The sequence below is a fragment of the Monashia sp. NPDC004114 genome, assembly GCF_053603855.1.
Window position 1 is genome coordinate 350,589 of the sequence record NZ_JBSGGK010000003.1, and the last position, 21,284, is coordinate 371,872.

The following is a 21,284-nucleotide window of genomic DNA, read 5'->3' on the forward strand; positions in this document are numbered from 1 at the left end:
GGGACTCAGAAGTCCAGCACCGGCTCGGGCCACCGCGCGAGCAGGTGCCTTCGGAGGGCCTTTCGCGCCCGGTACGACATCGAGCGCACGGCGTCCGGCGTCGTCCCGAGGTGTCTCGCGCACTGCTGGACGCTCATGTAGTCGACCAGCTGCAGGAGCAGGACCTGCCGTGCGCTCGGGTGCAAGGCTGCCATCGCGACCGACAGGGCCTGGCTGGCCTCGGCCCGGAGCATGGCCTGCTCGGGGTCTTGGCCGTGCCCGGGGCTCGAGGTCAGGTGGTGCAGGGTCTCCGGCGGCACGGACTGCGGGTGGGCGGCATGGGCTCGGCGCCGCGCCGCGCTCGCGGCGAGGTTGCGGATGGTGACCGCCAGGTACGCACGGACCGAGCCTCTCGGGCCCTCGCCGTGGGCGAGGGCGCGCAGCAGACGCATGACGGCGTCCGCGGCGAGATCCTGTGCCGGATAGTCGTGGGTCGCGTGCCTGCCGGCGATCCGCACGGCGGCCGGGTGATGCCGCCGGCACAGCTCGTCGATCGAGGCCTGGTCGCCCGACCGGGCGGCGTCGAGGAGATCCTCGTCCAACTCGTCGACGACGGCGTCGAGAGCCGCGGGAGCGATGTCCGGGTTCAGTGCAGTCACGGTGACCTCTCCTCGTGCCGTGATGTGACACCAGGAGACTGGGCCGCGAGGCCCGACCCGAACATCGGCAAAAGCGCCCGACCGTCAGCACATGGGCAGAACGGGCAGTTCTGCGCGGATGCGTCAGCGCACCGTCACACCCGAGGTCGACCTGCGTCATGAGGGGTGACCGCGTTTCGCCGCCCGCCGGGCGGCCTGTCCCGGCCGGGGAGCGCGTCTGACCCGCCGAGGAGCCCAGCATGTTCGACCAGAGCCGGGGCCTGGACGGAGGCGTTGACGAGTCGCCTGTGCCCGAGATCAGCGTGGTCATCCCCTGCTACAACTGCGCCCACGTGCTCCCCCTGCAGCTGGAGGCACTCGCGACCCAGACACAGGCCCCGCCGTTCGAGGTCATCGTCGTGGACAACCGCTCCACCGATGGGCTGGGCCGGGTCGTGGACGGCTGGCGGGCCCGGCTCCCGACACTGCGTCTCGTCGAGGCACGCGCGTTGCAGGGAGCGTCGTACGCGAGGAACGTCGGCATCGGCGCGGCCCGCGCGAGGCGTCTGATGTTCTGCGACGCGGATGACGTCGTCTCGAAGTGGTGGCTGCACCACGGCCGGCTCAACTTCGAGGTCGCTGACCTCTGGAGCGGCTCGTGCATCGCCCTCGATGGCCATGCCTTCCCGACGTCGGTCAGCGCGGCGCGGGCCGCGATCGGTGACGCGGCCCCCTGGGCACCGCCCGCCGACGACCAGCCCGGAGCCTTTCCCGTGCTCATGGGAGGCAACTTCGGAGCGTCTCGGGACGTGCTGGACGCCGTGGTCGGGTTCGACCAGTCTCTGCCCAATGCCGGCGAGGACAACGACTTCGCGTTTCGGGCACGTCGGAGCGGGTATCCGGTCCACCTGTCGTCGAGCACCAGGGTTGCCTACCGCCAGCGCACCGACCGGCGGGCACAGCTCGGCCTCGTCTATCACGGCGCGGTGGCGCACGCGCTGACGGCCTCGAGGTACGACGCGTGGGACGCCTCACCGCAGCCACCGTGGCTGGAGGGGCTGATGCGAGTCGCCGTGGCCGGCGTGCTCATGTGTGTGGTCAGCCGACGTCGTGACTGGGCCGCCCTGGCCGAGCGGGCCTGCAGCGCCGTAGGTATCGCGCACGGCGTCCTTCGTTACGGCCGCGGGCGACGCCTGCCGCCGCCCCTGATCGGACGTGGCGTCGACGACCGGGTGGCGTGAGAGTGCACCGGACGACATCAGGCGACGCCACCGCCTCCGGGGGTCGAGACCCGTCCATCGACCTCGCCAAGGGCGTCGCAATGATCATGATCGTCGCGAGCCACGTCCTTCGGGGGCTCGTGGCCTCCGGCCTGCTCGCCCCGGAGGCGTCGACCTACCGCGTGCTCGACCGCGCTCTCTACCTGGTCCACGTCGCCGTCTTCGCGTTCCTCGCCGGCCTGTTCGTGCGGTCAGGCGTGCAGCGGCGTGGGGCAGCGGCATACCTGTTGTCCAGGAACGCCATGTTCGTGTGGCTCTACCTGCTGTGGACGCTGCTGCAAGGCGGTGCCAAGGTGCTGGCCGCGTCCCAGGTGAACACGCCCATGTCGTGGGGCGATGTGGTCCGGATCTGGCTTCCCGACGGTCAGCTGTGGTTCTTTCCCTGGCTTGCGCTCGCCACGACGCTGACGGTGCTCGGGTCACCGTGGCACTCGCGGGCCCGGACCCTCGTGCTGCTGGCTGCCGCCTCGGCCGTCGCCGTCGCGACATGGGGCATCAGCTTCTCCGTGATCTGCCTCAACGGTGTCCAGATCACCCCGTTCTTCGTCCTCGGGGCAGCGGTGGGCGAGCTGGGGTATGCGGCGTGGTGGCGTCACCGGGGGCGCACCACGTTCGTCGCGGTCGCAGGCATCGCCTCCTGGCTTCTCGTGAGCCTCCTGACGGAGGCGACCGTCCCGACCGGGGAGGGTTTCGGTCGGACGGCGCCGACCGTCGCTCTCGGCATCGTCGGCGCTCTGGCGGGAGCGTCCGGGCTGCTGGCGGCTGCCGCGCTCGCCGGTCGCACGGGCTGGTCCTGGCTTGAGCGCTGCGGGCGCTTCAGCCTGGACATCTTCCTGCTGCACATCAGCGTCATCGCGGTCGTCCGTATCGTCCTGCTGCGGATGGGCGTCGACCAGGTGGCGGTCCAGCTCGTGGTCGCGACGGTGTGCGGCGTCGCCGTGTCCCTGCTGCTCGCCAAGGCGCTTCGGCGTATCGGGCTGTCGTGGCTGTTCGGGCTGCCTTCACCGGTCGCCGCGCTGGTCCGTCGGGTCGCTCCGCGAGCTGGTGACCACGTGCGTCGGCGCCGAACCGTTTGAGACAGACGCAAAAACGCGGCGAGAGCGAAAGTTGATTCATATTCGCTCAAAGAGAAGCGAATAGGCGGTTCGCCCGAATCCATTCGTGCTCGGGGCACCCGGCGGACCAGGGCGATACCTGGGTTTGCGGCCGTTCCCGGCTTGACTTGCCCAGCCTGGGCTGCAAACACTTCCGCTAGCGAGAAGCGGTCAGCCATTTGTCACAGTCGATGCGAAGCCGCGTTTGTCGCTTCAAATGCACACGTGTGAACGTAACGACGAGAAAGCTGGGCGGGAGCTTTGACGATCATCGACGAGACGCCGACGGACTCCGACCTGGTGGCCCGCGTGCGGGCCGGCGACACCGAGGCGTACGGCGAGCTGTGGTCTCGCCACGTCGACGTCGCCCGCGGTCTGGCGCGACGGATCACCTCCCGCGACCCCGACGACCTCATCGGCGAGAGCTACGCGCGCATCCTGACGGCCATCCAGGCGGGCCGGGGCCCCGACACGGCGTTCCGGCCGTACCTCCTGAGCACGATTCGCCGCGTCAACATCGACAACGCGCGGCGGTACCAGACACGGGTCGTGCCGACCGACAGTCCCGAGGTCCTCGACCCGCGCAGCAGCGAGTCGTCCGAGGACATCGCCATGCGAAACGCGGACGGGTCGTCCGCCATCGCCGCCTGGCAGTCCCTGCCCGCCGAGACGCGCGACCTGTTGTGGGAGCTCGTGGTCATGGACGAGACGCCGGCCAGGCTCTCCGGAAAGCTGGGGATGTCGCCCAACGCCGTGGCCTCGCGAGCACGACGGGCCCGAGAGCGGCTCCGGCAGGCGTACCTGAGCCAGCTCGTCACCTCGAACGCCGACGACGAGTGCCGGCTCATCCGGTCAGACCTCGGCGCCTACGTGCGCGGCAGCCTGGGCGCGACCCGGCGAGAGACCATCGACGAGCACCTCGAGTCGTGCGGGCCGTGCCGCAACGCAGTGGCGGACCTTCGGTCGGTGGACGACATGATCAAGCTGCGCGTCGCGCCGTTCCTTCCGATCGTGGCCCTCGGCGCCGCGCATGAGCTGGTCAGCGGTGCCGGCGCCCTCTCGGCGGTGACCCAGAAGGCCCTGGCCGTCGTGAGACCACAGCTCGCGCGCGTCACCGCCTTGAACGGGCCGACCGGGTTCGTCGCCGCCGCCTCCAGCCTCGCCGCCGCCGTCGGGATCACGGCCGTCCTGCTCACGGGCGGTCACGACGTGCCGGCCACGGCGGCCAGGCACCCGGCACCGGTGGCGTCATCGGTCTCGAACGCCGACCGCGCCAGAGCCGCCACCCCGGTCGCCAGCCCCGTCGCCTTGGTGTCAGCGGGGCCTGCGCACGTGCCGATCGCGAAGCCGCACCCGGTGGGCGCGACCGCAGTGCACGCGGTGAACCCGAGACCGGCAGGACCGCCGACCCACACACCGTCCGGCGTGCCGTCTTTGGTGCCGTCAACTGTGCCGCACGTCGCGCCGTCCCGTCCCGCGCCGAGCCCGGCGCCGAGCCCCACACCGACAGTCACCGAGCCTCCCAAGCCCAGCCCGGGCCCGCCCGCGACCCAGCCGATACCGACGGCTTCGGACCAGGACGACCATGACGACGATGACAACGGTGACGAGCAGACCGAGCAGAGTGGTCAGCAGAACGCCCCAGACCCGGTCCCACCGGCCGCCCCGTCCGGACCCGTCACCGTCGTGCTGGCGTCGAACGCGACGTCGCCAACACTGACCATGCTTCGCGTGACCGAGGGCTGGATGATCACCGCGGTGAGCACCCTGAGCGACCACCCGTCCAACCGGAGCTCGCACTTCCCGACCAGGTCCTTCGTCGGCTTCGTCCGGCCCGGCCAGATCATCGTCGCGGTCTCGCGCACCTCATCGGCCAGGTCGAGCGGCAGCCTCGACTACGACATCGTCGACCGAGGCGGGCGGCTCGAGCGCGGCCGGCAGAGCCTTTCCTGACCGAGGCTCCCCGGATGGGCCGGCACCTCTCGCGACATGCAAGCCCGACTCTCGCGTCTCTAGGAGAAAGCGGCAAAAGAGGCGAGGGGGTCAGAGGTGCGCATGCTGGCAAGGGACCAACCCGACCCCTGGATGCAGGACTCCACCGGCAGGATGCCCCCTCGGCGCCTCCTGACCCCACAGGAGGCCGCCGACATCATCCAGGTGAGCCCGACGACGCTGCTGCGATGGGCACGCGAGGGCGCCGTGCCCTGCGTCACGATCCCGAGCGGACGGCGCCGCTTCCGGATCTCCGACCTTCCCGGCTTCGACCGCGCAGACCTCCTGACGCCCTGATGTTCTGATGTCCTGACCCCGGGGGTCTACACCAAGGCAACGGCTCGGTCCCTGCCCTCGGCCTCAAGCCAGCTCGCCGAGCTCGACCAGCCGCGCGAAGTCGACGTCCGTGCGACGCACCTCGGCGAACGTCCCTTCCGCGGCGATGCGGCCCTGGTTCATGAAGACGATGCGGTCGGCATCCCGGACCGTCGACAGCCGGTGGGCGACGATGACGATCGTCATGCTCCCGTGGAGGTCGCGCAGCGTCCTGGAGATCTTGTGCTCAGTCAGGTTGTCCAACGCCGAGGTCGCCTCGTCGAGCACGAGGACGCTCGGCTGACGGTAGAGCGCACGGGCGAGGCCCAGGCGCTGTCGTTGGCCGCCCGACAGACGAATGCCACGCTCGCCGACCGGCGTGTCGAGGCCTTCCGGGAGGTCGGCCAGGAGCTGGTCCAGCTGGGCCATGGACACGACCCGGGCGATGCGCTCCCGGTCGACATCCGCCTCGGACACGCCGTAGGCGATGTTCGCGGCGACGGTGTCGTTGGTGAGGAAGACGTCCTGGGGCACGACGCCGAGCCCGGCATACCACCCGGCCAGGTCATCGCCGATCGAGCGCCCGCCGCACCGGATGGAGCCATGGGTCGGCTCGAGCAGGCCCAGCACCAGGTCGATGAGCGTGCTCTTGCCGGCGCCGCTGGAGCCGACGAAGGCGACGGTCGTGTTCTGACGGATCGTCGTGGTCAGCCCGTGCAAGGTGTCGCTGTCCGCGTCCGTGAACCGGAACGCGACATCACGCACCTCGATGTCGCCGGCGAACCGCGTCCGCGAGACCGGGAGCTCGACATGTGACGGCGTCGAGTCCAGGTCATCTCGCGCGTCGAGGACAAGATCCAGACCGATCCGGTTGGCACGGATGATGGCCAGGGTGGCCGTGACCCGGTTGAGCGTGGGCAGTGCACGAAGGGAGGCGGCCCCGAAGACCGCGAGGATCCCGAGCGCTTCCGCTGGCGTGTTGCGGGAGAAGAGCACGAAGCCCAGGACGCCGATGGCGGCAACGAAACAGATCTCGAGCAGGTACCGCGGAAGCTCGGAGAGGATGAGGAGCTGTCGCTGTGCGCGTGCCTGACGCTGCCTGACCACCCGGAACCGGTGGGCCAGCGCTCCTGCGGTCGAGGTCAGGCGCGCCTCACGGAACCCGTTCAGCGCCGGGATGAGCAGGGACCACGCCTGGAGCCCGGTCTCTGCGACCGTGTCCCCGATCCGCGCGTGGAACGGTCGCATCGCGCGTTGCGTCACCCAGACGACGACGCCGAACATCGCCCCCGCCAGCAGCATGACGCCGGGGGACGCGACGGCGAGCACGACGACGATCGCGGCGAGCAGCAGCAGGTCGGACATCATGCCGACCACGCCGAGCAGCACGCCCGAGGACTGCAGCGTCGCCTCGTTGATCACCCGGTAGATCTCCGGGAGGTTCCGCATCCGGTGCGCAGCGAACGGACTCAGGACATACCTGCGCAGCAGCGCCGACGACGCGTCGGCCGACACGCGGGTCGTCCTGCCCAGGAGCCACCATCGGAAGCCGATGGTCGCGACGCTCTTGCCGACGAATGCGACAACGATGAGACCGGCCACGACCGGGATCAGGGTCTGCGGGTCATGGGACCCGATCACGTTGCCGACGGCCGTGACCGCCGCGCCCTGCTCGCCACCGTTCGTGGTGAACAGCTGCATCAGGGGCAGCATGGCGGCGACCCCGAGGGTGTCGAGCAGCGCCAAGGCCACCGAGCCGACGACGACCGAGACGAGCCACCGACGCGATGTGACGCCCGCGAGCTCCAGGTAGGCCTCGAGCTGCGGCCGCAGCGACCGGTGGGTGCTTGCCTGCGTCATCGTCGGCTCCGTTCGTAGGCATCGGCGATCGCGTGGCACATCGCAGAGACGGTCCAGTCGGGCAGGCCCGCGTCGAGGGTGACGGCGCGCACGATGGCGTCCGCGACCGAGACGGTGTCGTTCGGGTCCACCAACGACTCAGCCGTGAGGATCTCGGGGTTGCCGCCGACGTTCGCTGCCACGACGCCGATGCCGGCAGCAGCGGCGTCCAGGAGGGAGTAGGAGCAGTTCTCCCACATCGACAGCTGCACGAGGACGTCGGCATCACGCATGGAGAGCTCCGGGTCGAGGAGCCCGGGCATCGACACCGCGTCACCGACACCGAGCCGCACCGACAGAGCGCGCAGCGCGTCATGGAGCGGACCTTCGCCCCCGATGGTGAGGCGTGCGTCAGGCCGTTCCGCCCGGAGGAGCGCGAAGGCCTCGACGAGCCGGTCGATCCGTTTCTCCGGGGCGAGACGGGACAGCGACAGCACCCGGGGACCGGCTCCGCCGCCGCCCCGCACGCGGCGGCCCTTCGGAACGTCGACGCCGTTGCGGATCACCTCGATGTGGCTTGTCGCGTGCCACCTGTCGACCATCGCTAGACGCGTCGCCTCGGACACGGCGATGGCGCCGTCGAAGCGGCGCAGCCGCAGCCGGTGAGCCCGCGCCATCAGCCCCGAGTGCACCCGCGAGCGGTGATAGATGCCGTCATCGCCCGCGATGCCGTGCTCGGTCGTGAACCGCCGCACCTGCCCTGGCAGCGGCGTCGCCGCCAGCACGATGTCGGCGTAGGCGAGGTGCGAGTGGACGACCGCCGGTCGCTGGGCCAGCACCGTATGCCGCAGCGTGCGCACCGACCTGACCAGCCCTGCCGTGGGTCCGATCGGACCCGTCGTGACCCGGGCACCCGCGGCCCGCAGCCGCTGGGCGAGAGGCCCCTCGGGGCACAGCACGCTGACCCGGTGCCGGGGTATGCCGTGGGTGGCCACGTCGAGAACGTGCCGAGCGACGCCGCCGAGCTCGGCAACGGGAACCACCCAGAGCGCCTCGCCGGCATACGTCGTGCGCGTCACAGCCATTGCTCCAGCCGGTCGAGGGCCACCCAGAAGCCCTCGCCGTTGTTGACATGGCCCTGCCAGATCTCCGGGATGAACGGCACGTCGGGGGCGACGCGGTCGAGCTGGGCGGCGAACGCCGGCCAGTCGATCTCGCCGTCGCCGACCTGCACGCCCTCGCCGTCGACGCCTCGCGCGTCGACGAGGTGCAGATGTGCGGTGTGCGGGGCCAGGAGCTCGACCGCCTCGGAGAAGGACTGGCCCAGGAATGTCGTCGCCAGCTTGGTGTGTGAGGCGTCGAGGCACAGCATCGTGGCTGTCGCCGCGGCGAACTCGGCGGTGTCGCGCGGGTCGAGGAACAGGTTGTGGAACTGCTGCCCACCCATCAGCCACGGGTAGGGCGGAAGGGTCTGCGCCGCGATGCGCACCCCGCTGGTGTCCAGACGACCGAGGGCCTCGGCGATGCGGTCGTACTTGGCGGCCCGAAAGGCCGGGTCCACATGGCCGGTGCGGGTGAACCCGCCCATCGTCACGACCATGAGGGGGTCGTCCTTGGGGCTGAACCACGGCGTCAGCGACCGTGTGATCCCGATCGTGCGCTGCACCTCGGCGATCGAGCGCTCCCAGACCGCGTCGTCGTGCGACGCGAGGTCGACGATGAAGTCGCCGGCGAAGAGGTCGGGCAGGTGCGTCGTGAAGTCGCAGTCGAGCTTGCGGTCGAAGACCTCATCGACGTCGAGGTCAAGATCCTTGTAGGAGAAGTGGAACTCGAGGAAGTCGGGGTTGGTGCCCTCGGTGAGGGAGGCGTAGTCGTGATAGCGCACCGGCAGTCCCCAGGGCCGCCGGAACGCGAAGTCGCGGCCAGTCGGCGTGACCTCACGGAGGTCGCCGTCGAAGAAGAAGTCGCCCTCGGCCAGGTCGCGGCGCAGCGTCCGGCCCAGGAGTGCTGGGAGAGCGTTCGGCTGCAGGCCACGTCCGGGACTCTTGACGGCCACATCGTCCGCGGCCAGCACGACCCCGGCCGCGAGCGGCCGGGCCGCCACGAGCGACTTCGCCAGCGTGACGCGGTTCATCAGCTCACCAGTGGACACCCCGCGGCTCTCGGCCGTGCCGATCGCCGACTCGACGTCACGGATCTCGTCGACCATGCGCCGGAACTCCGCGGGCACGAGCGACACCGTGTGGTCGTTGCCCTCCATGGTCCGGTCGACGGTGAAGTGCTTCTCGATGATCAGGGCCCCTTGCGCCACCGCGGCGACCGGCACGTGCCACCCCCGCTCGTGCCCGGAGTAGCCGACCGGGCACTGCCCGATCTCGGCGAGGCGCGACAGGTAGGCGAGGTTGAGGTCCTTGTACGGCGCGGGGTACGTCGACTGGCAGTGGAGCAGCGCGAAGGTGGCGGCTCGGTCCCGAAGCAGCCCCACCGTTTCGACGATCTCTCTCTCCCGCGACATGCCGGTGCTGAGGATGAGCGGCAGGCCCCGCCCCGCGGCATACGTGACGAGCGAATGGTTCGTCAGGTCGGCGGACGCGATCTTCAGGGCGGGTATGCCGTACGCGGCGAGGGCGTCGACGCTCGGCTCGTCCCACGGCGTGCAGAGCACGTCGATGTCCATGGCACGGCAGTGGTCGAACACCTCGAACAGCCGCTCGGCCGGCAGGGCGAAGCGACGCAGGAGGTCGAGGGTGTACTGGGCGCCGAGGTCTTCGCCGAGGGTCGCCGCGCCGCGCTGACGGTACAGCGCGTCGAGGTCCCGCAGCTGGAACTTCACCGCGTCGGCGCCGGCCTGGACGGCGAGGTCCACGAGGTGCTTGGCGAGCTCGACCGAGCCGTTGTGGTTGTTGCCGATCTCGGCGATGACCAGGGCCGGCCGGCCCTCGCCGACCTCATGACGCCCGATGCGCATCGTCGCGGCCCGGTTGACGGCGACGGCGAGCAGGTGACCGCGCTCGTCGACGAGGGGCACGTGGCTCACCCCGTCGGCCCCGAACTCTGCCGTGATCTCCGCGGGGCCGGCGGTGCTGGCCGCCGTACGGGGGTAAGGGTTCGCGACCTCGATGCACGACACGTCGAGGGAGGCGGTCGGGTTCGCGACGATCCAGCGACGGAAGTCGCCGTCGGACAGGGCTCCCCGAAGGACACCGTGCTCGTCGACGCAGAAGACGACGCGCTGCTGGTTGGCATTGATCTTGCCCAGGCCGACGATGATCGGGTCCTCGGCGAAGACGATGAACGGCGTGACGTTGCGCTCGATGATCATGACCTGGCTGCTCCCTGTTGGGCATGACCGTCGAGGTCGGCGAGGAGCTGCTCGGCGATGCGCAGGTCGACGAGCGTGTCGACGTCGACGCCCTCTACCTGGTCCATGACGAACAGCCCGGTGCGGCCACCGATCCGGTTGTGCTCGCGCTCGTAGACCTCGGTGCGGGTCAGGTAGAGCGAGCCGGTCTCGCGGTAGACACAGTCCTGTGGGCGCAGGTCCTGGCGGCGCGGCCGGGCGCCGACGGCATACTCGGCCGAGGCCGGGTCGGCAGCGCGCTCACCCAGCCGCCACAGGAACGGCGTCTCGGGCACCACGCCGACCAGGGAGTCCACCCCCGTCTCGGAGAACTGGGCCAGGGCACGGTCGATGGTCCCGGTCAGACGGACCGGCGAGGTCGCCTGCAGCAGCAGCACGGCGTCGGGCCATCGCCCCCGTGCAGCCAGCTCGGCGATCGTGTGGAGCACGACCGGCTCGGTCGGTGTGTCGTCGCGGGCGAGCTCCGCGGGCCGCAGGAACGGCACGTCGGCACCGGCCGCGCGGGCGAGGACGGCCAGATCGGGGTCGTCGGTGGACACCACGACATCGAGGCCGGCTTGCGCGGCACAGGCCTGCTCGACCGTCCACGCGAGCAGCGGCTTGCCGGCCACCATGCGGGCGTTCTTGCGGGGCACGCCCTTCGAGCCGCCGCGCACCGGGATCACACACAGGACGTTCAACTTCTTCCCTCCACGATGGCAGAGACGCGCCGGGCGACCGCCTGTGACGGACACACGACCGGGACCGGCGGCGGCGCGGTCGGCGCGCCGCCCCAGAATGCGAGGCCATAGCGCTCCCAGAGGTCGCGGACCCAGTGCGGCGGAGAGGCGCAGGTGACCCACGCGGGCAGGCCCATCGCCGCTGCCTCGAGGACACCCGTCGAGAAGATCGACACGACCGGGTGCCGCTGGTCGCGAAGGGGGCCGGGCTGGGCGAGCCGGATCCCGGCGCGGCGCCACCGCTGGTGCTGGAGCCGAGAGCGGATGTCGGTCTCGGCGGGGTGTGGCCGGTAGGCGGCCCCGGTCTCCCGGCAGAACCGTGCCGCGGTGACGGCCGAGATGCGCCGGGACAGCTCGGCGCCGTGGAGCTGCCCGAGGAACACCGGAGGTGCGCCGGCGTCCACCTGCACGCCGACCTGGGCGGCATCCCACAGCAGCTGGCTGCCGATGGGCTCAAGGTCCACATCGGATCGACCGGATGCCCAGAACCGGCCATCGGCGTCGCTGAAGGCCAGCACGTGAGAGTCACGTGGAAGCGGTGGCGCGTAGGGCGTGAGCAGTCCGTGCTGCACGACGACGAACGTCGCGCCGAGCTGCCGGGACCAGTCATAGGCAGCGGCTCCCGCGGGCAGGAAGTGGCCCGTGGCCACCACCGCACGGATGCCGCGCAGCTGAGTCGGAAGTGTGCGCGTCGCGTCCAGCCGGTGGACCACCCACCGGCCCGGGAGCACCCGTGAGACGTCGCCCACCGCGAGGACGGCGACCGGGGCCTCGCCGAGGTGGTGGATCGGTGCCGCGAGCGAGGCCACCGCGGTCGGCGTGGTCGCGTCGATCGCGAACAGCGCGGCCGGCTCCTGTCCCCGGGTCAGCAGGACCAGCTCGGGCGGAGGGGTCCGGCGGATTGCGGCCCTGGCGGCGCGGATCCGGCTGCGGCTGCGCTGCCAGCGTCGCCACTCGTCGATATCCGCGGGGATCATCAGGCCCATCGCCGCGCGACCTCCGCCATCCGGTGCACGAGGGTGTGCTCGGCGAGCGTTCGCCTCCGGCCGGCTTCACGAACCGACGTGGCCCATGCCGGCTCCCGCTGAGCACGAGCGAGGTGCTCGACGAGCTCGTCGTCGCTGGTGAAGACGAGGGTCTCGCTCCCGATGTCGTAGTGCTCCGCGACGTCGGGGCGGTCGACGAGCGACAAGGCGCCGACGCCGGGGGCCTCGAACGTCCGCATCGACAAGCCGTCGTGTCCCTGGCCATGGATGTTCAGCGTTGCCAGACCGCCGGCCATGACGCCGTAGTAGTCCGTTCGCGACAGGTCACGGTGGGCCGCCAGGCCGGACCCCCGGTACTTCCCCGTGCGCACGACGTCCCAGGGGTGCCGCGACCACTCACGCCCGTATGCCGCCACCGGAAGCCCTCTGGACGCGACCTGTCGCAGGACGCGCTCGCGCTCGGGATAGCGGGCGCCGACGAAGGTCACGGCAGGGCTGGGGTGGGGCGTGAAGGAGGTGAGCGAGTCGAACCCATCCGGCAGGAAGCCTGCCTCCACGCCGGCGTCCCGGAGGCTGGCGACATCGCGCCTGCTGTAGCTGACCGTGGAGCCGAGATCGCGAAGCCGGTCGAGGCGGTAGCTCATGCGGCTGAGCTCGTCGTAGAGCCACACGACGACGCGAGCTCCCGAGTCCTGCAACGCCTCCCACCACGCGTCGCCGAGCCGGTCGCCCTTGACCACGAGGACGGCGGAGGGGCGCGAGTCACGAAGGGCGGCGACGGCGCGCTCGGTGATCCGGCTCTGCACCCCGGCGCGTAGCCCGCATCCAGGGAGCCGGTGTGCCAAGGCGTTCCGCGCGTCGGCGACGAGCCCCCCTCCTGTGTCGTAGCAGTGCGCGACGACCTCGTGACCGAGCGCCTCGAGGGCGGCGGCCATCGCCGCCCAGTACCCGTGGAACGCGGGACTGACGACAAGGACCCGGTGCTTCGCCTGAGCCGTCACCGGGCAGCGCTGCCGTTCGGCCAGAGGTAGCCGAGCTCCTGGGCGAGGACGCCGCGGGCGTCGACGTCGCGACCGGCCAGCTGGCGCGCGCCGTTGACGACGGCGTTGACCAGCGATGCCGCGGTCAGCGATGCGCGGAGCCGGCGTGGGTGCTCGTGCCACTTCTGGGCGTACCGGAGGCGCGAGGCCACGAGCCAGGGGCGCCGGTGGTCATCGCCGGACGAGCCGCCGCCGGCATGCGTGGCCGTGACGGTGCCGACGAACACCGACGGGATGCCGTGGCGCCGGAGCCGGCGCTGGAGATCGACCTCCTCGCAGTTCATGTGAAAGCCCTCGTCGAACCCGCCGATGTCGAGGAAGGCGGCGGTCGGCAGCAGCAGCGCTGCCCCGACGAGCCAGTCGACGGGCCGGACCGCTCCGACGACGCACCGCGTGTCGTGACCGACCGCCTCGTGCATGAGCCGGGCCGACCGGAACCGGGCCAGGGGGGTGAGCCACTCGACGACCTGGTGACCGGTCGTCGGGTCGTGCCGACCAGCCCACTGGGTCTGCCCGCCGAGGCCGACGAGGGCCGGGCCCACGACGGCGGGCTGCCACGCGAGTGCGGCTCGGCACAGGTCGGCGACGAACGTCGGTTGGATCGACACGTCGCTGTTGAGGATGAGCAACAGGGGGTGGCGCGCCGCAGCGGCGCCGGCGTTGACGGCGGCACCGAACCCACCGTTGGCCCCGCGACGCACGAGGACGACGCGTTCGTCGTCGGGGTACGGCGTCGGCGAGGCGTCGTCGACGACGACGACCTCGAGGTCGGCCACGTCCCGCTGGGCGGCCAGCTGCGACACGAGCGCGAGCGCGTGGGTCGGGTCGCCGTAGTGCGGCACGACCACCGAGACGGCTTCGGTGTGGCTCATGAGGCCAGCTCCTCCGCGAGCCGCGAGCGCGACGGTCCGCCGGCCGCACCCAGCGCCGGCAGGATCACGCGCAACAGGTCCTCGATCTCCCCGGCCGCCCGGCGCGCGGCCTCCGCGCCGAGGCCGTACGGGTCCGGGAAGTCGTCGTCCGGGCCGTATGCCGCGCGGTCGTGAGCGAGGAAGCCGAGCGGCTCGCCGTGCCTCGGGCGGTCGGCGAGGATTCGAGCCGCCCGGCGGACCGTGAAGGTGCAGCGGACTGCGGCCGGATGCTGCGCCAGCACCCAGGCGCGCTGGGCAGCCTCGAAGGTGAGGACGAGGTCGGCGTCCCGGACCAGGTGCGCCGACAGCTGGCGTGCCCGATGGGCGGAAGTATCCACGCGGCGGTGGCTGAGAGCCTCGGCCATGACCGGGTCGATCGGATGGTCGACGAGGGCCGACACGCCCGCGCTGTCGACGGTCCAGCCGGTCGCCGCGGGCGCCATCGCTCGGGCGAGCGCCGCCGCGCCGGCCGACCGGGCGATGTTGGCCTGGCACACGAACAGGAGCCTCACGAGACCGCCGCTCGCTCGCGGCGCTCGGCACGAGTCGATGGCGCGCGCCGGCGGCCCTTGGGCTTGGTCAGGTCGGGCTGTCGGGTGTAGTAGCTCCGGCTCTTGCGGTAGTAGTAGCCGCCTTCACCCTCGCGTGGCGACACGAGGTTCATCACGACACCGAGGACTCGGGAGCTGACCTGGTCGAGGATGCGCCGGGCGGCCTGGAGCTCCGGCTTCCTGGTGCGACCGCTGGCGGCGACGAGCACGACGCCGTCCACGACGACACTGATGAGCGCCGCGTCCGTCACCGGCAGCAACGGCGGTGCGTCGACGATCACGCAGTAGTCCTGGCTCAGCTCCTTGACCAGAGTGCGCATGGCCTCGGAGCCGAGCATCTCGGACGGGTTCGGCGGGATGCGCCCGGATGGCAGGGCGAAAAGTCCGGGCCAGTCGGTGCCCTGGATCGCATCGGTGACCGGCACCTGAGAGCTGAGTACCTCACTGAGGCCCACGGTGCTGTCGATGCCGAGCATCGAGGTCACCGACGGGCGACGCAGGTCCCCGTCTACCAGCAGCGTCGGCTGCCCGGACTCCGCCATCGCCTTGGCGAGCGCGGCAGAGATCGTCGACTTCCCCTCGCTCTGGTTGGCGCTGGTGACGGCGATGCTCTGCACCTCCTTGTCCACGCTCGAGAAGCGCAGCCCGGTGCGCACCTGACGGATGGCCTCCTGGGCCAGCACGTCCGTCGTCGTGATGCCCCGGGAGCTTCCTCTGCGCTTGCCGAGCTTCGGCACCCGTCCGAGGATTCCTGACCCGACGAGCAGGTTGACGTCGTCGTCAGGCCGGAGGCGGACGTCGAGAGCACGACGCAGGAACACCCACAGATAGCCCGCGACGAGGCCCGCGGCGGCGCCGACGAGCAGGTTGCGCTTCCACTTCGGGGTGCTGGGCGAGGTCGGCTCGCCGGCGTTCTCGAGTGGCACGACCCGGATCGTCACCGCGGTCGCCCTGGAGCCCTTCGACTCGATGTCGTCGATGACCGCGGCCAAGGCCTCGAGAGCGCCGTTGGACAGTGCGACGGCCGCTGCCGGAGTCGAGGCCGAGGCGCTCACCTCGATGAGCGTGCTCCCCGGCACGAGGGCGGCGCTCAGGCGCCCCGCGAGCGGTTGGCCCCCGCTGTCGACCTTCGGGTTCTCGCGGATCTTGTCCAGCACCGGCCGGCTCGAGATGAGGGGAAGGTAGGAGTTGGCCCGGGCGATGGCGTCGTCGGAGCCGCCGATCACCCCGGCCTGGTCCGGCGCGATGAACCCGGTGGACTGGGCCTCGTAGGTCGGTGGCGTCGCCGCCGAGACCCCGGCCATGGCCGCGATGCCGAGCACGACGGCGACCAAGAGGGCTCGCCAGCTTCTCCGGGTGAGCGTGACGAAGTCGATGACGGTCACAGTGACTGTGCCTCTCCTTGCTGTGACATCGGGCGTGCAACTCCAGGCCGACCCGTCACATCCCGCGCGATCAATCCGTAGTCACACGTGTGACAACTCTGCGAGAATAGTAGCCGTGCCTGCGACCGATGTCAGCCGACTCAGGACTGATGCGCCACCGAGCGACGCCCTGACGCGCGTCGCCGGGCGGCTGATCCCGGCCCAGCACTCGGCGCGGATCAGCGATGCGCTGCTGATGGGACTGCTCGTCGTTCGCGTCGGGGCCGCTGGGCTGCCGGTCCCGACGGGGCAGGCCGCCGTCATCGCTCTCGTCTGTCTTGCTCTGTGCCGCCGCCCGACCCGGTCGCTGCGCCCCGTCCAGTGGTTTCCCGTGACCACCGCGGCGCTGCTCTGCTTCGCCGCCGCGGAGTCGTGGTCCAACGGAGCCGACTTCACGCGCCGGCTGACCAACATCGCGGTGCTGCTCGTCATGGCGGGGTTCCTCGCGAGCGGACGCATCGACATCGGGTCCGCCCTCAAGGGGCTGCTCGTCGCGGCCGGCCTCAACGTCGCCCTCTTCTATGCCGGCGTCGCCCCGGACGAGTACGCCGGCAAGCTGACCGGCTTCCTCCAGGACAAGAACGCCAGCGGGCTGTTCTATGCCGTCGTGCCGCTGCTCGCGACCATGGTCGCCCGCCGCCCGTGGCAGCGAGTCGCGATCCTGCTGGGCGGTGCCGCCTGCCTGGTCGGCACTGACTCGCGCACGAGCATGGCGGCATACCTCGTCGGGATCGTGTGGCTCACCGTGGCTCCCTGGCTGCGGCGCCCGGGGCGCATCGTGCTCGGCGTCGCGCTTGCGCTCGCCTTCGCCTATGCGAACAGCAACCTCGCCGAGGTCGGCCACTACGCCGACGACCGGTCGGGCTCTGACGCCCTGCGCTCACGAATCGATCTCGCCGCTTCGCTGAAGGCGGCCGGTGCACCCTGGTACGGCCGCGGGCTCGGCCAGGCGGTCGTCGAGCTCGAGGGCAGCCAATGGTTCTTCCACAACTCGTACGACGCCCTGCGAGTCGAGGGGGGCGTCGTGATGCTTGTCGCCGTCATCGCGATCTACGCCTTCAGCTCCCTCGGCCTCTCACGACGCGACGCCGGCAGGATCGACCGGGACGGGGCCGTGGTCGGCGCGGCGGCCCTGGTCGTCCTCTGCTGTGCGACCCGGCTCGGCGAGGTCTTCTTCGCACCGACCAGCCTTGTCGTGGTCGGCATCGGGCTCGCTCGCCTCGCCGGCCAGTCTCCTTGGAGACCGCCCTGGGCGGCGGCACCACGACCAGGAAAGGGCGGATGACCGAATGGCCACCCGCCCTCCCGTCATGTACTTCCGCTAGGCCGGCACGGTCTGGGGGCGCAGACGCTCTCGGGACGGCATACCCAGCTCGCGCAGGACGGTCGCCACGCGGTCCAGGCCTGCGTCGGGTGAGTAGCGCGCCGCCCACCGCTCGAACCGCTGCTCCGTGGCAGTGCTCAACCGTCCTTCATGCAGACCCGCGAGCACGGAGGCGAGCCTCGTCGCATCGCCGGCAGGGACGACCAAAGACCGATCTCCCACCACCTCGGGCAGCGCACCGGCGTCGCTGACGACCACAGGGACCCGCGCCGCCATCGCCTCGGCCGCGACCAGCCCGAAGGACTCCTTGACCAGCGACGGGACCACGAGCACGTCGACCCTGCCGAGGAAGTCCCCCGGATCGACCCAGCCCAGCCGCTCGACGAGGTGGGCGACCGGCACGAGCGAACGCTCGACGGCGTCGCGCTCGACGGCGTCGACGAACCGCGGCGCGCCGCCGAGCACGAGGCGGAACCGTCCAGGGGCACGCCGGTCGAGAAGCGTCATCGCCTCCGCCAGGACCTGCACGCCCTTGTCGAGGGACAGCCGGCCGAGGAAGCCCACCTTCAGCTGATCGGACCGCGGCCGCACTCCACGAGTGCCGGCGATCGGGCCCGTCCAGTTGGGCAGGACCCGCGCGCCCGGCACCGACCGGAGCATCGACTCCGACGGCACGAGCGTGTCGAGAGCACCCCAGCGAGCCGTGGCGGTGGCCAGTCGGCGGATAGTGCTGCCGGGCTCCTGGTGCAGATGGACGATCCGGCCCGGGTGGCCACTCGTGGCCACCGCGGGCACGAGCCCGTTGCACCAGAGGACGCCCTGTCGCTCGCGTCGGTCCCACCGTCGCAACGCGCGCATCCACGCGCGCCGGCCCGATGCGGGCAGCCGCACGGTGGGAAGGCCTTTCGCCTCCGCGGCGCGAGCAAGGTCGTCCGGGCCGGTCGGCGCCACGACGGTCACATCGACCGCGAGCCGATCGAGCGCGTGAGCGATCTGGAGCAGCATGACCTCGCCGCCGCCGATGTCGCCGTTGTTCGTCGCGAGGGTCACCTTGGGCGCCTGGGTCCGCGGTCGGACACCACGATGGATGGCTGGGTCGGCGTGCATGCCGTGCCTCCTGCTGGCTGGATCACACGTGTGACAGCTTTCGTCACACGTGTGGGTAGACGCAGGACTGGACCGGTTGTGACGCGAGTGGGACTGCGATCAGTCCCTTGTGGGCCGCCTGCGGTGGCGGCGGGAGTGCGGGCTCAGGCCCGATCGTCCTCGGAGCCGGTATCGCGGGAACCCTTGCGCCGCCGCTGAACCCGCTCGGCAACGGCGTCGAACGACTCGGTCCGCGCCGGATGGCCCGTCGCGTCCTCGAGCGTGCTGACCGCATCCGTGTGCATCGCACCGGCACCTGAGCCGACGCGGCGGGTGGTGCCCGCCGCCGTCCTGCGAGAGTGCCGACGAGTCGGGGCGCGGCCGGGCTCGGCGGTCCCCGCGGCTTCCGGCACGCGCATCGCGCTCGCCGCTGCATCGTGGTCGAGCTCGGTGCCTGGGAGGAGGACGTAGTCGGGCCGCGGCATGGCGACGGAACGGCCCGCGACGATGTCGACCGCGGCAGCGACGATCTGGCGACCGAGCGTGGCCGGGTCGAAGCCGACCAGGCTGTACGGCAAGGCGGCCGCGCCGGGCGAAGGCCTGGCCCCCACGGCCACGAGGGCCGGCTGGGGAGCCACGCCCGCCTCCATCACGGCCAGGCGGATCGCGCATGAGAGCTGTTCGTCGAGGGCGAAGACGCCGACGCGCCCCTCCCGGCCGGACCGCGACCGCATCCACTCACCGATGGCCGCCCCGTCGGGTGTGGCTGCAACGACCCGGACGGGCCGAGGCGAAACGGCCTCGCGGAAGGCCTCGACGAGGCCCTGCTCCGGACCGGGGAGCCGGTCTGTTCGAGTCACGACCACCACCTCGTCGGCTCCCAGAGTGGTCAGGCGTTCGGCCGCTAGTCGCGCGACGAGTCCAGGGCGGTAGTCGACGCCATGGGCGCCCCAACCGTCCTCGGCGCCGAGCCGGACCACCGCCTTGACCCCGGCGGTGAGCAGGATCTGGGTCGCATCCTTCGGCAGCGAGTCTGCCGTCGCGATGAGGACCTCGGGGCGAAGCTGTGCCCACTCCCGCGCGGCGGCTGTCCCACTGGTCGACCGGGAGCCGTGGATGAGCACCTGCCGGCCGTGCAGGTCGGCGCCCTCGATCACCCCGCCGAGGAACGCCTCGGACGTCGCGTCGAAGGGAACGGCCGCCAGGGGAAGCAGGATCGTCTTCGATGCGCCGGCGCGGAGCTGGCTCGCCGCGGCGTTGGGCGCGTAGCCGAGCTCGGCGGCGGCGTCCAGGACGCGTTGTTTCGTCGCCGCAGTGATGCGGCTCGTCTGGGGGTCGTTGAGCACGATGGACACCGTCGACCGGTCCACGCCGGCCAGACGCGCCACGTCGTGGCTCGTCGGCGAGCTCCGCTGCCCCATCGCGCCCCTTTCCGGTCCGGACTCTATGGCATCACGACCGCGACCGGCTCGACGCGGAGGAGGACGTTGTTGGCGACGGCTTCACGCACGAACTCGCCTACGAGACTGCTGGCGTCCGGGTGTGGCCCGTGGGCCCGCACGGCCGCCTCGACCAGCTCCTCGAGAGTCGCGGCCTCGCTTGCCGCGAGCCAGACGGACGCTCCGAGGCCCGTGAGACGGACCGGCTGGGGCCCGAGGAGCAGCAGCACCTCACCGTCGACCTCGACAGCGTCGGACCATGGTGCCCGGACGAAACGGTCCGCAGCATCGGCCTCGGCGCAGGTCGGGGACGCATCGTGCCTGGTCGGATGCCACGCAGTGTCGTCGGTGGGCGGGTGCGTGAGGTACTCCTGCACGATCCGTCGCTCGGCGTCCTCCCCGTGACGAGGGTCCAGAACGTCGGCGACCACGTCGCGGCACGAGGCGATCTCTGAGTAACGAAGCTCGAACGGTCCGCCACCGCGGACGGCCGCCTGCGCGAGGCGCTCGAGCGGGCGGTCGAGAAGCCAGACCGACGAAGACTGCTGCACGAGGTCGAGCAGCGCGTCGACCAGCCCGAGTCTGCGCAGCATCGGCGCCGCCACAGCCACGTCCCGGCGTAGCAGGAGCACGGCTGCGAGACCGGGGCCACGTGCCGGGGTCGGCGCAAGTCCCAGCTCGTCGGGAGCCCACTCGTCCTTGTCGCCGGGCCGGTCGCCGGCCACGACGGAGATCGGCTTCGGGTAGGAGCTGAGCCGCAGGTCGGGCTCGATGACGACCAGCTCGTCGGAGAGGTAGCCGAAATGCCTCCCGAGCGTCCGCGCAGCCGTGGACTTCCCGGTCCCGGACGGTGCTGCGAGCACGACGGCCCGATCGCCATCGGCCGAGGCCACACCGGCGGCGTGCAGCAGCACCGCCGAGCCGGCACGACGCAGGATCGTCAGACGAGTCAGCGCGCGGGAGAACGCGTAGGGAAAGGCGGCGCGGTCGGTGGGTGCCACGATGCGCTCCACCCCGGGCGGGACGGCATACGCCCAGTCGCCGGGCACGACCTGGACCACTGGCTCGTCGCCGCCCGGGACGACGCAGGAGCGCCACCACAGGTGGACGACCATGCCGGCCAGCGCGGACCCCGTCTCGTCGCCGTAGGCGGACAGGTCGACGAGCCAGCGAACGCCGGCGAGGTCGAGCGCGACCGAGGTCGTGCCAGGACTCTGGTGGGGTGACATGTACGAGGCTCCATGAGGGCGGCTGCGGGCGAACGGGCCCGCAAAGGCATGGACGCAGCCAAACGATGCCTACACTG

General features: G+C 71.3%; 18 protein-coding genes. 5 read left to right on the forward strand and 13 right to left on the reverse strand.

Annotation, left to right across the window (positions count from 1 at the left end):
• Nucleotides 1-5 precede the first annotated feature (5 nt).
• Nucleotides 6-638: an RNA polymerase sigma factor gene (locus ACWEOW_RS06505; protein WP_452268356.1), complete on the reverse strand. Its 633-nt coding sequence runs from the start codon at nucleotides 636-638 to the stop codon at nucleotides 6-8.
• Nucleotides 639-877: 239 nt separating this feature from the next.
• Between ACWEOW_RS06505 and ACWEOW_RS06510 the strand changes: the two genes are divergently transcribed.
• The 4 genes from ACWEOW_RS06510 to ACWEOW_RS06525 all read left to right on the forward strand — a co-directional run bounded on the left by ACWEOW_RS06510 (nucleotide 878) and on the right by ACWEOW_RS06525 (nucleotide 5,280).
• Nucleotides 878-1,858, forward strand: a complete 981-nt coding sequence (locus tag ACWEOW_RS06510; protein ID WP_452268357.1) for a glycosyltransferase family 2 protein — start codon at nucleotides 878-880, stop codon at nucleotides 1,856-1,858.
• Nucleotides 1,855-2,973: an acyltransferase family protein gene (locus ACWEOW_RS06515; RefSeq protein WP_452268358.1), complete on the forward strand. Its 1,119-nt coding sequence runs from the start codon at nucleotides 1,855-1,857 to the stop codon at nucleotides 2,971-2,973. The genes ACWEOW_RS06510 and ACWEOW_RS06515 overlap by 4 nt, the downstream gene beginning before the upstream one ends.
• A gap of 279 nt (nucleotides 2,974-3,252) precedes the next feature.
• Complete coding sequence (locus ACWEOW_RS06520; RefSeq protein WP_452268359.1) at nucleotides 3,253-4,944, forward strand: sigma-70 family RNA polymerase sigma factor; 1,692 nt, start codon at nucleotides 3,253-3,255, stop codon at nucleotides 4,942-4,944.
• A 102-nt stretch (nucleotides 4,945-5,046) separates the two neighbouring features.
• The gene (locus ACWEOW_RS06525; RefSeq protein ID WP_452268360.1) at nucleotides 5,047-5,280 is read left to right on the forward strand and encodes a MerR family transcriptional regulator; all 234 of its coding nucleotides are present in this window, start codon (nucleotides 5,047-5,049) and stop codon (nucleotides 5,278-5,280) included.
• Nucleotides 5,281-5,343: 63 nt separating this feature from the next.
• Here ACWEOW_RS06525 and ACWEOW_RS06530 read toward each other — a convergent pair whose 3' ends face one another.
• The 9 genes from ACWEOW_RS06530 to ACWEOW_RS06570 are packed head-to-tail and all read right to left on the reverse strand — an operon-like array spanning nucleotide 5,344 to nucleotide 16,090.
• Nucleotides 5,344-7,158, reverse strand: a complete 1,815-nt coding sequence (locus tag ACWEOW_RS06530) for an ABC transporter ATP-binding protein (protein ID WP_452268361.1) — start codon at nucleotides 7,156-7,158, stop codon at nucleotides 5,344-5,346.
• The gene (locus tag ACWEOW_RS06535) at nucleotides 7,155-8,222 is read right to left on the reverse strand and encodes a glycosyltransferase family 4 protein (protein WP_452268362.1); all 1,068 of its coding nucleotides are present in this window, start codon (nucleotides 8,220-8,222) and stop codon (nucleotides 7,155-7,157) included. The genes ACWEOW_RS06530 and ACWEOW_RS06535 overlap by 4 nt, the downstream gene beginning before the upstream one ends.
• Nucleotides 8,213-10,459, reverse strand: coding sequence for an N-acetylneuraminate synthase family protein (locus ACWEOW_RS06540; protein ID WP_452268363.1), 2,247 nt, complete (start codon nucleotides 10,457-10,459; stop codon nucleotides 8,213-8,215). Before ACWEOW_RS06540 ends, ACWEOW_RS06535 begins: the two co-directional genes overlap by 10 nt.
• A complete protein-coding gene (locus ACWEOW_RS06545) occupies nucleotides 10,456-11,163 on the reverse strand; it encodes an acylneuraminate cytidylyltransferase family protein (RefSeq protein WP_452268364.1) in 708 nt (235 codons plus the stop codon). Before ACWEOW_RS06545 ends, ACWEOW_RS06540 begins: the two co-directional genes overlap by 4 nt.
• A gap of 11 nt (nucleotides 11,164-11,174) precedes the next feature.
• Entirely contained in the window at nucleotides 11,175-12,203 is a 1,029-nt protein-coding gene (locus tag ACWEOW_RS06550) for an RNA-binding protein (RefSeq protein WP_452268365.1), read from the reverse strand.
• Nucleotides 12,194-13,204, reverse strand: a complete 1,011-nt coding sequence (locus tag ACWEOW_RS06555) for a CgeB family protein (protein ID WP_452268366.1) — start codon at nucleotides 13,202-13,204, stop codon at nucleotides 12,194-12,196. Before ACWEOW_RS06555 ends, ACWEOW_RS06550 begins: the two co-directional genes overlap by 10 nt.
• A complete protein-coding gene (locus ACWEOW_RS06560; protein WP_452268367.1) occupies nucleotides 13,201-14,115 on the reverse strand; it encodes a glycosyltransferase family 2 protein in 915 nt (304 codons plus the stop codon). The genes ACWEOW_RS06555 and ACWEOW_RS06560 overlap by 4 nt, the downstream gene beginning before the upstream one ends.
• The gene (locus ACWEOW_RS06565; protein ID WP_452268368.1) at nucleotides 14,112-14,666 is read right to left on the reverse strand and encodes an arsenate reductase/protein-tyrosine-phosphatase family protein; all 555 of its coding nucleotides are present in this window, start codon (nucleotides 14,664-14,666) and stop codon (nucleotides 14,112-14,114) included. The genes ACWEOW_RS06560 and ACWEOW_RS06565 overlap by 4 nt, the downstream gene beginning before the upstream one ends.
• The gene (locus ACWEOW_RS06570) at nucleotides 14,663-16,090 is read right to left on the reverse strand and encodes a polysaccharide biosynthesis tyrosine autokinase (protein WP_452268369.1); all 1,428 of its coding nucleotides are present in this window, start codon (nucleotides 16,088-16,090) and stop codon (nucleotides 14,663-14,665) included. Before ACWEOW_RS06570 ends, ACWEOW_RS06565 begins: the two co-directional genes overlap by 4 nt.
• A 115-nt stretch (nucleotides 16,091-16,205) precedes the next feature.
• On the opposite strand from ACWEOW_RS06570, the gene ACWEOW_RS06575 reads away from it, so the two are divergent.
• Entirely contained in the window at nucleotides 16,206-17,414 is a 1,209-nt protein-coding gene (locus ACWEOW_RS06575) for an O-antigen ligase family protein (protein ID WP_452268370.1), read from the forward strand.
• 36 nt (nucleotides 17,415-17,450) lie between these two features.
• Here the strand turns inward: ACWEOW_RS06575 and ACWEOW_RS06580 are convergent, their stop codons facing one another.
• The 3 genes from ACWEOW_RS06580 to ACWEOW_RS06590 all read right to left on the reverse strand — a co-directional run bounded on the left by ACWEOW_RS06580 (nucleotide 17,451) and on the right by ACWEOW_RS06590 (nucleotide 21,207).
• Nucleotides 17,451-18,560, reverse strand: a complete 1,110-nt coding sequence (locus ACWEOW_RS06580) for a glycosyltransferase family 4 protein (protein ID WP_452268371.1) — start codon at nucleotides 18,558-18,560, stop codon at nucleotides 17,451-17,453.
• A gap of 143 nt (nucleotides 18,561-18,703) precedes the next feature.
• Nucleotides 18,704-19,960 carry a LacI family DNA-binding transcriptional regulator gene (locus ACWEOW_RS06585; RefSeq protein WP_452268372.1) on the reverse strand — a complete coding sequence of 419 codons (1,257 nt, stop codon included), beginning with the start codon at nucleotides 19,958-19,960 and terminating at the stop codon, nucleotides 18,704-18,706.
• 23 nt (nucleotides 19,961-19,983) lie between these two features.
• Complete coding sequence (locus tag ACWEOW_RS06590; RefSeq protein ID WP_452268373.1) at nucleotides 19,984-21,207, reverse strand: hypothetical protein; 1,224 nt, start codon at nucleotides 21,205-21,207, stop codon at nucleotides 19,984-19,986.
• Nucleotides 21,208-21,284 lie beyond the last annotated feature (77 nt).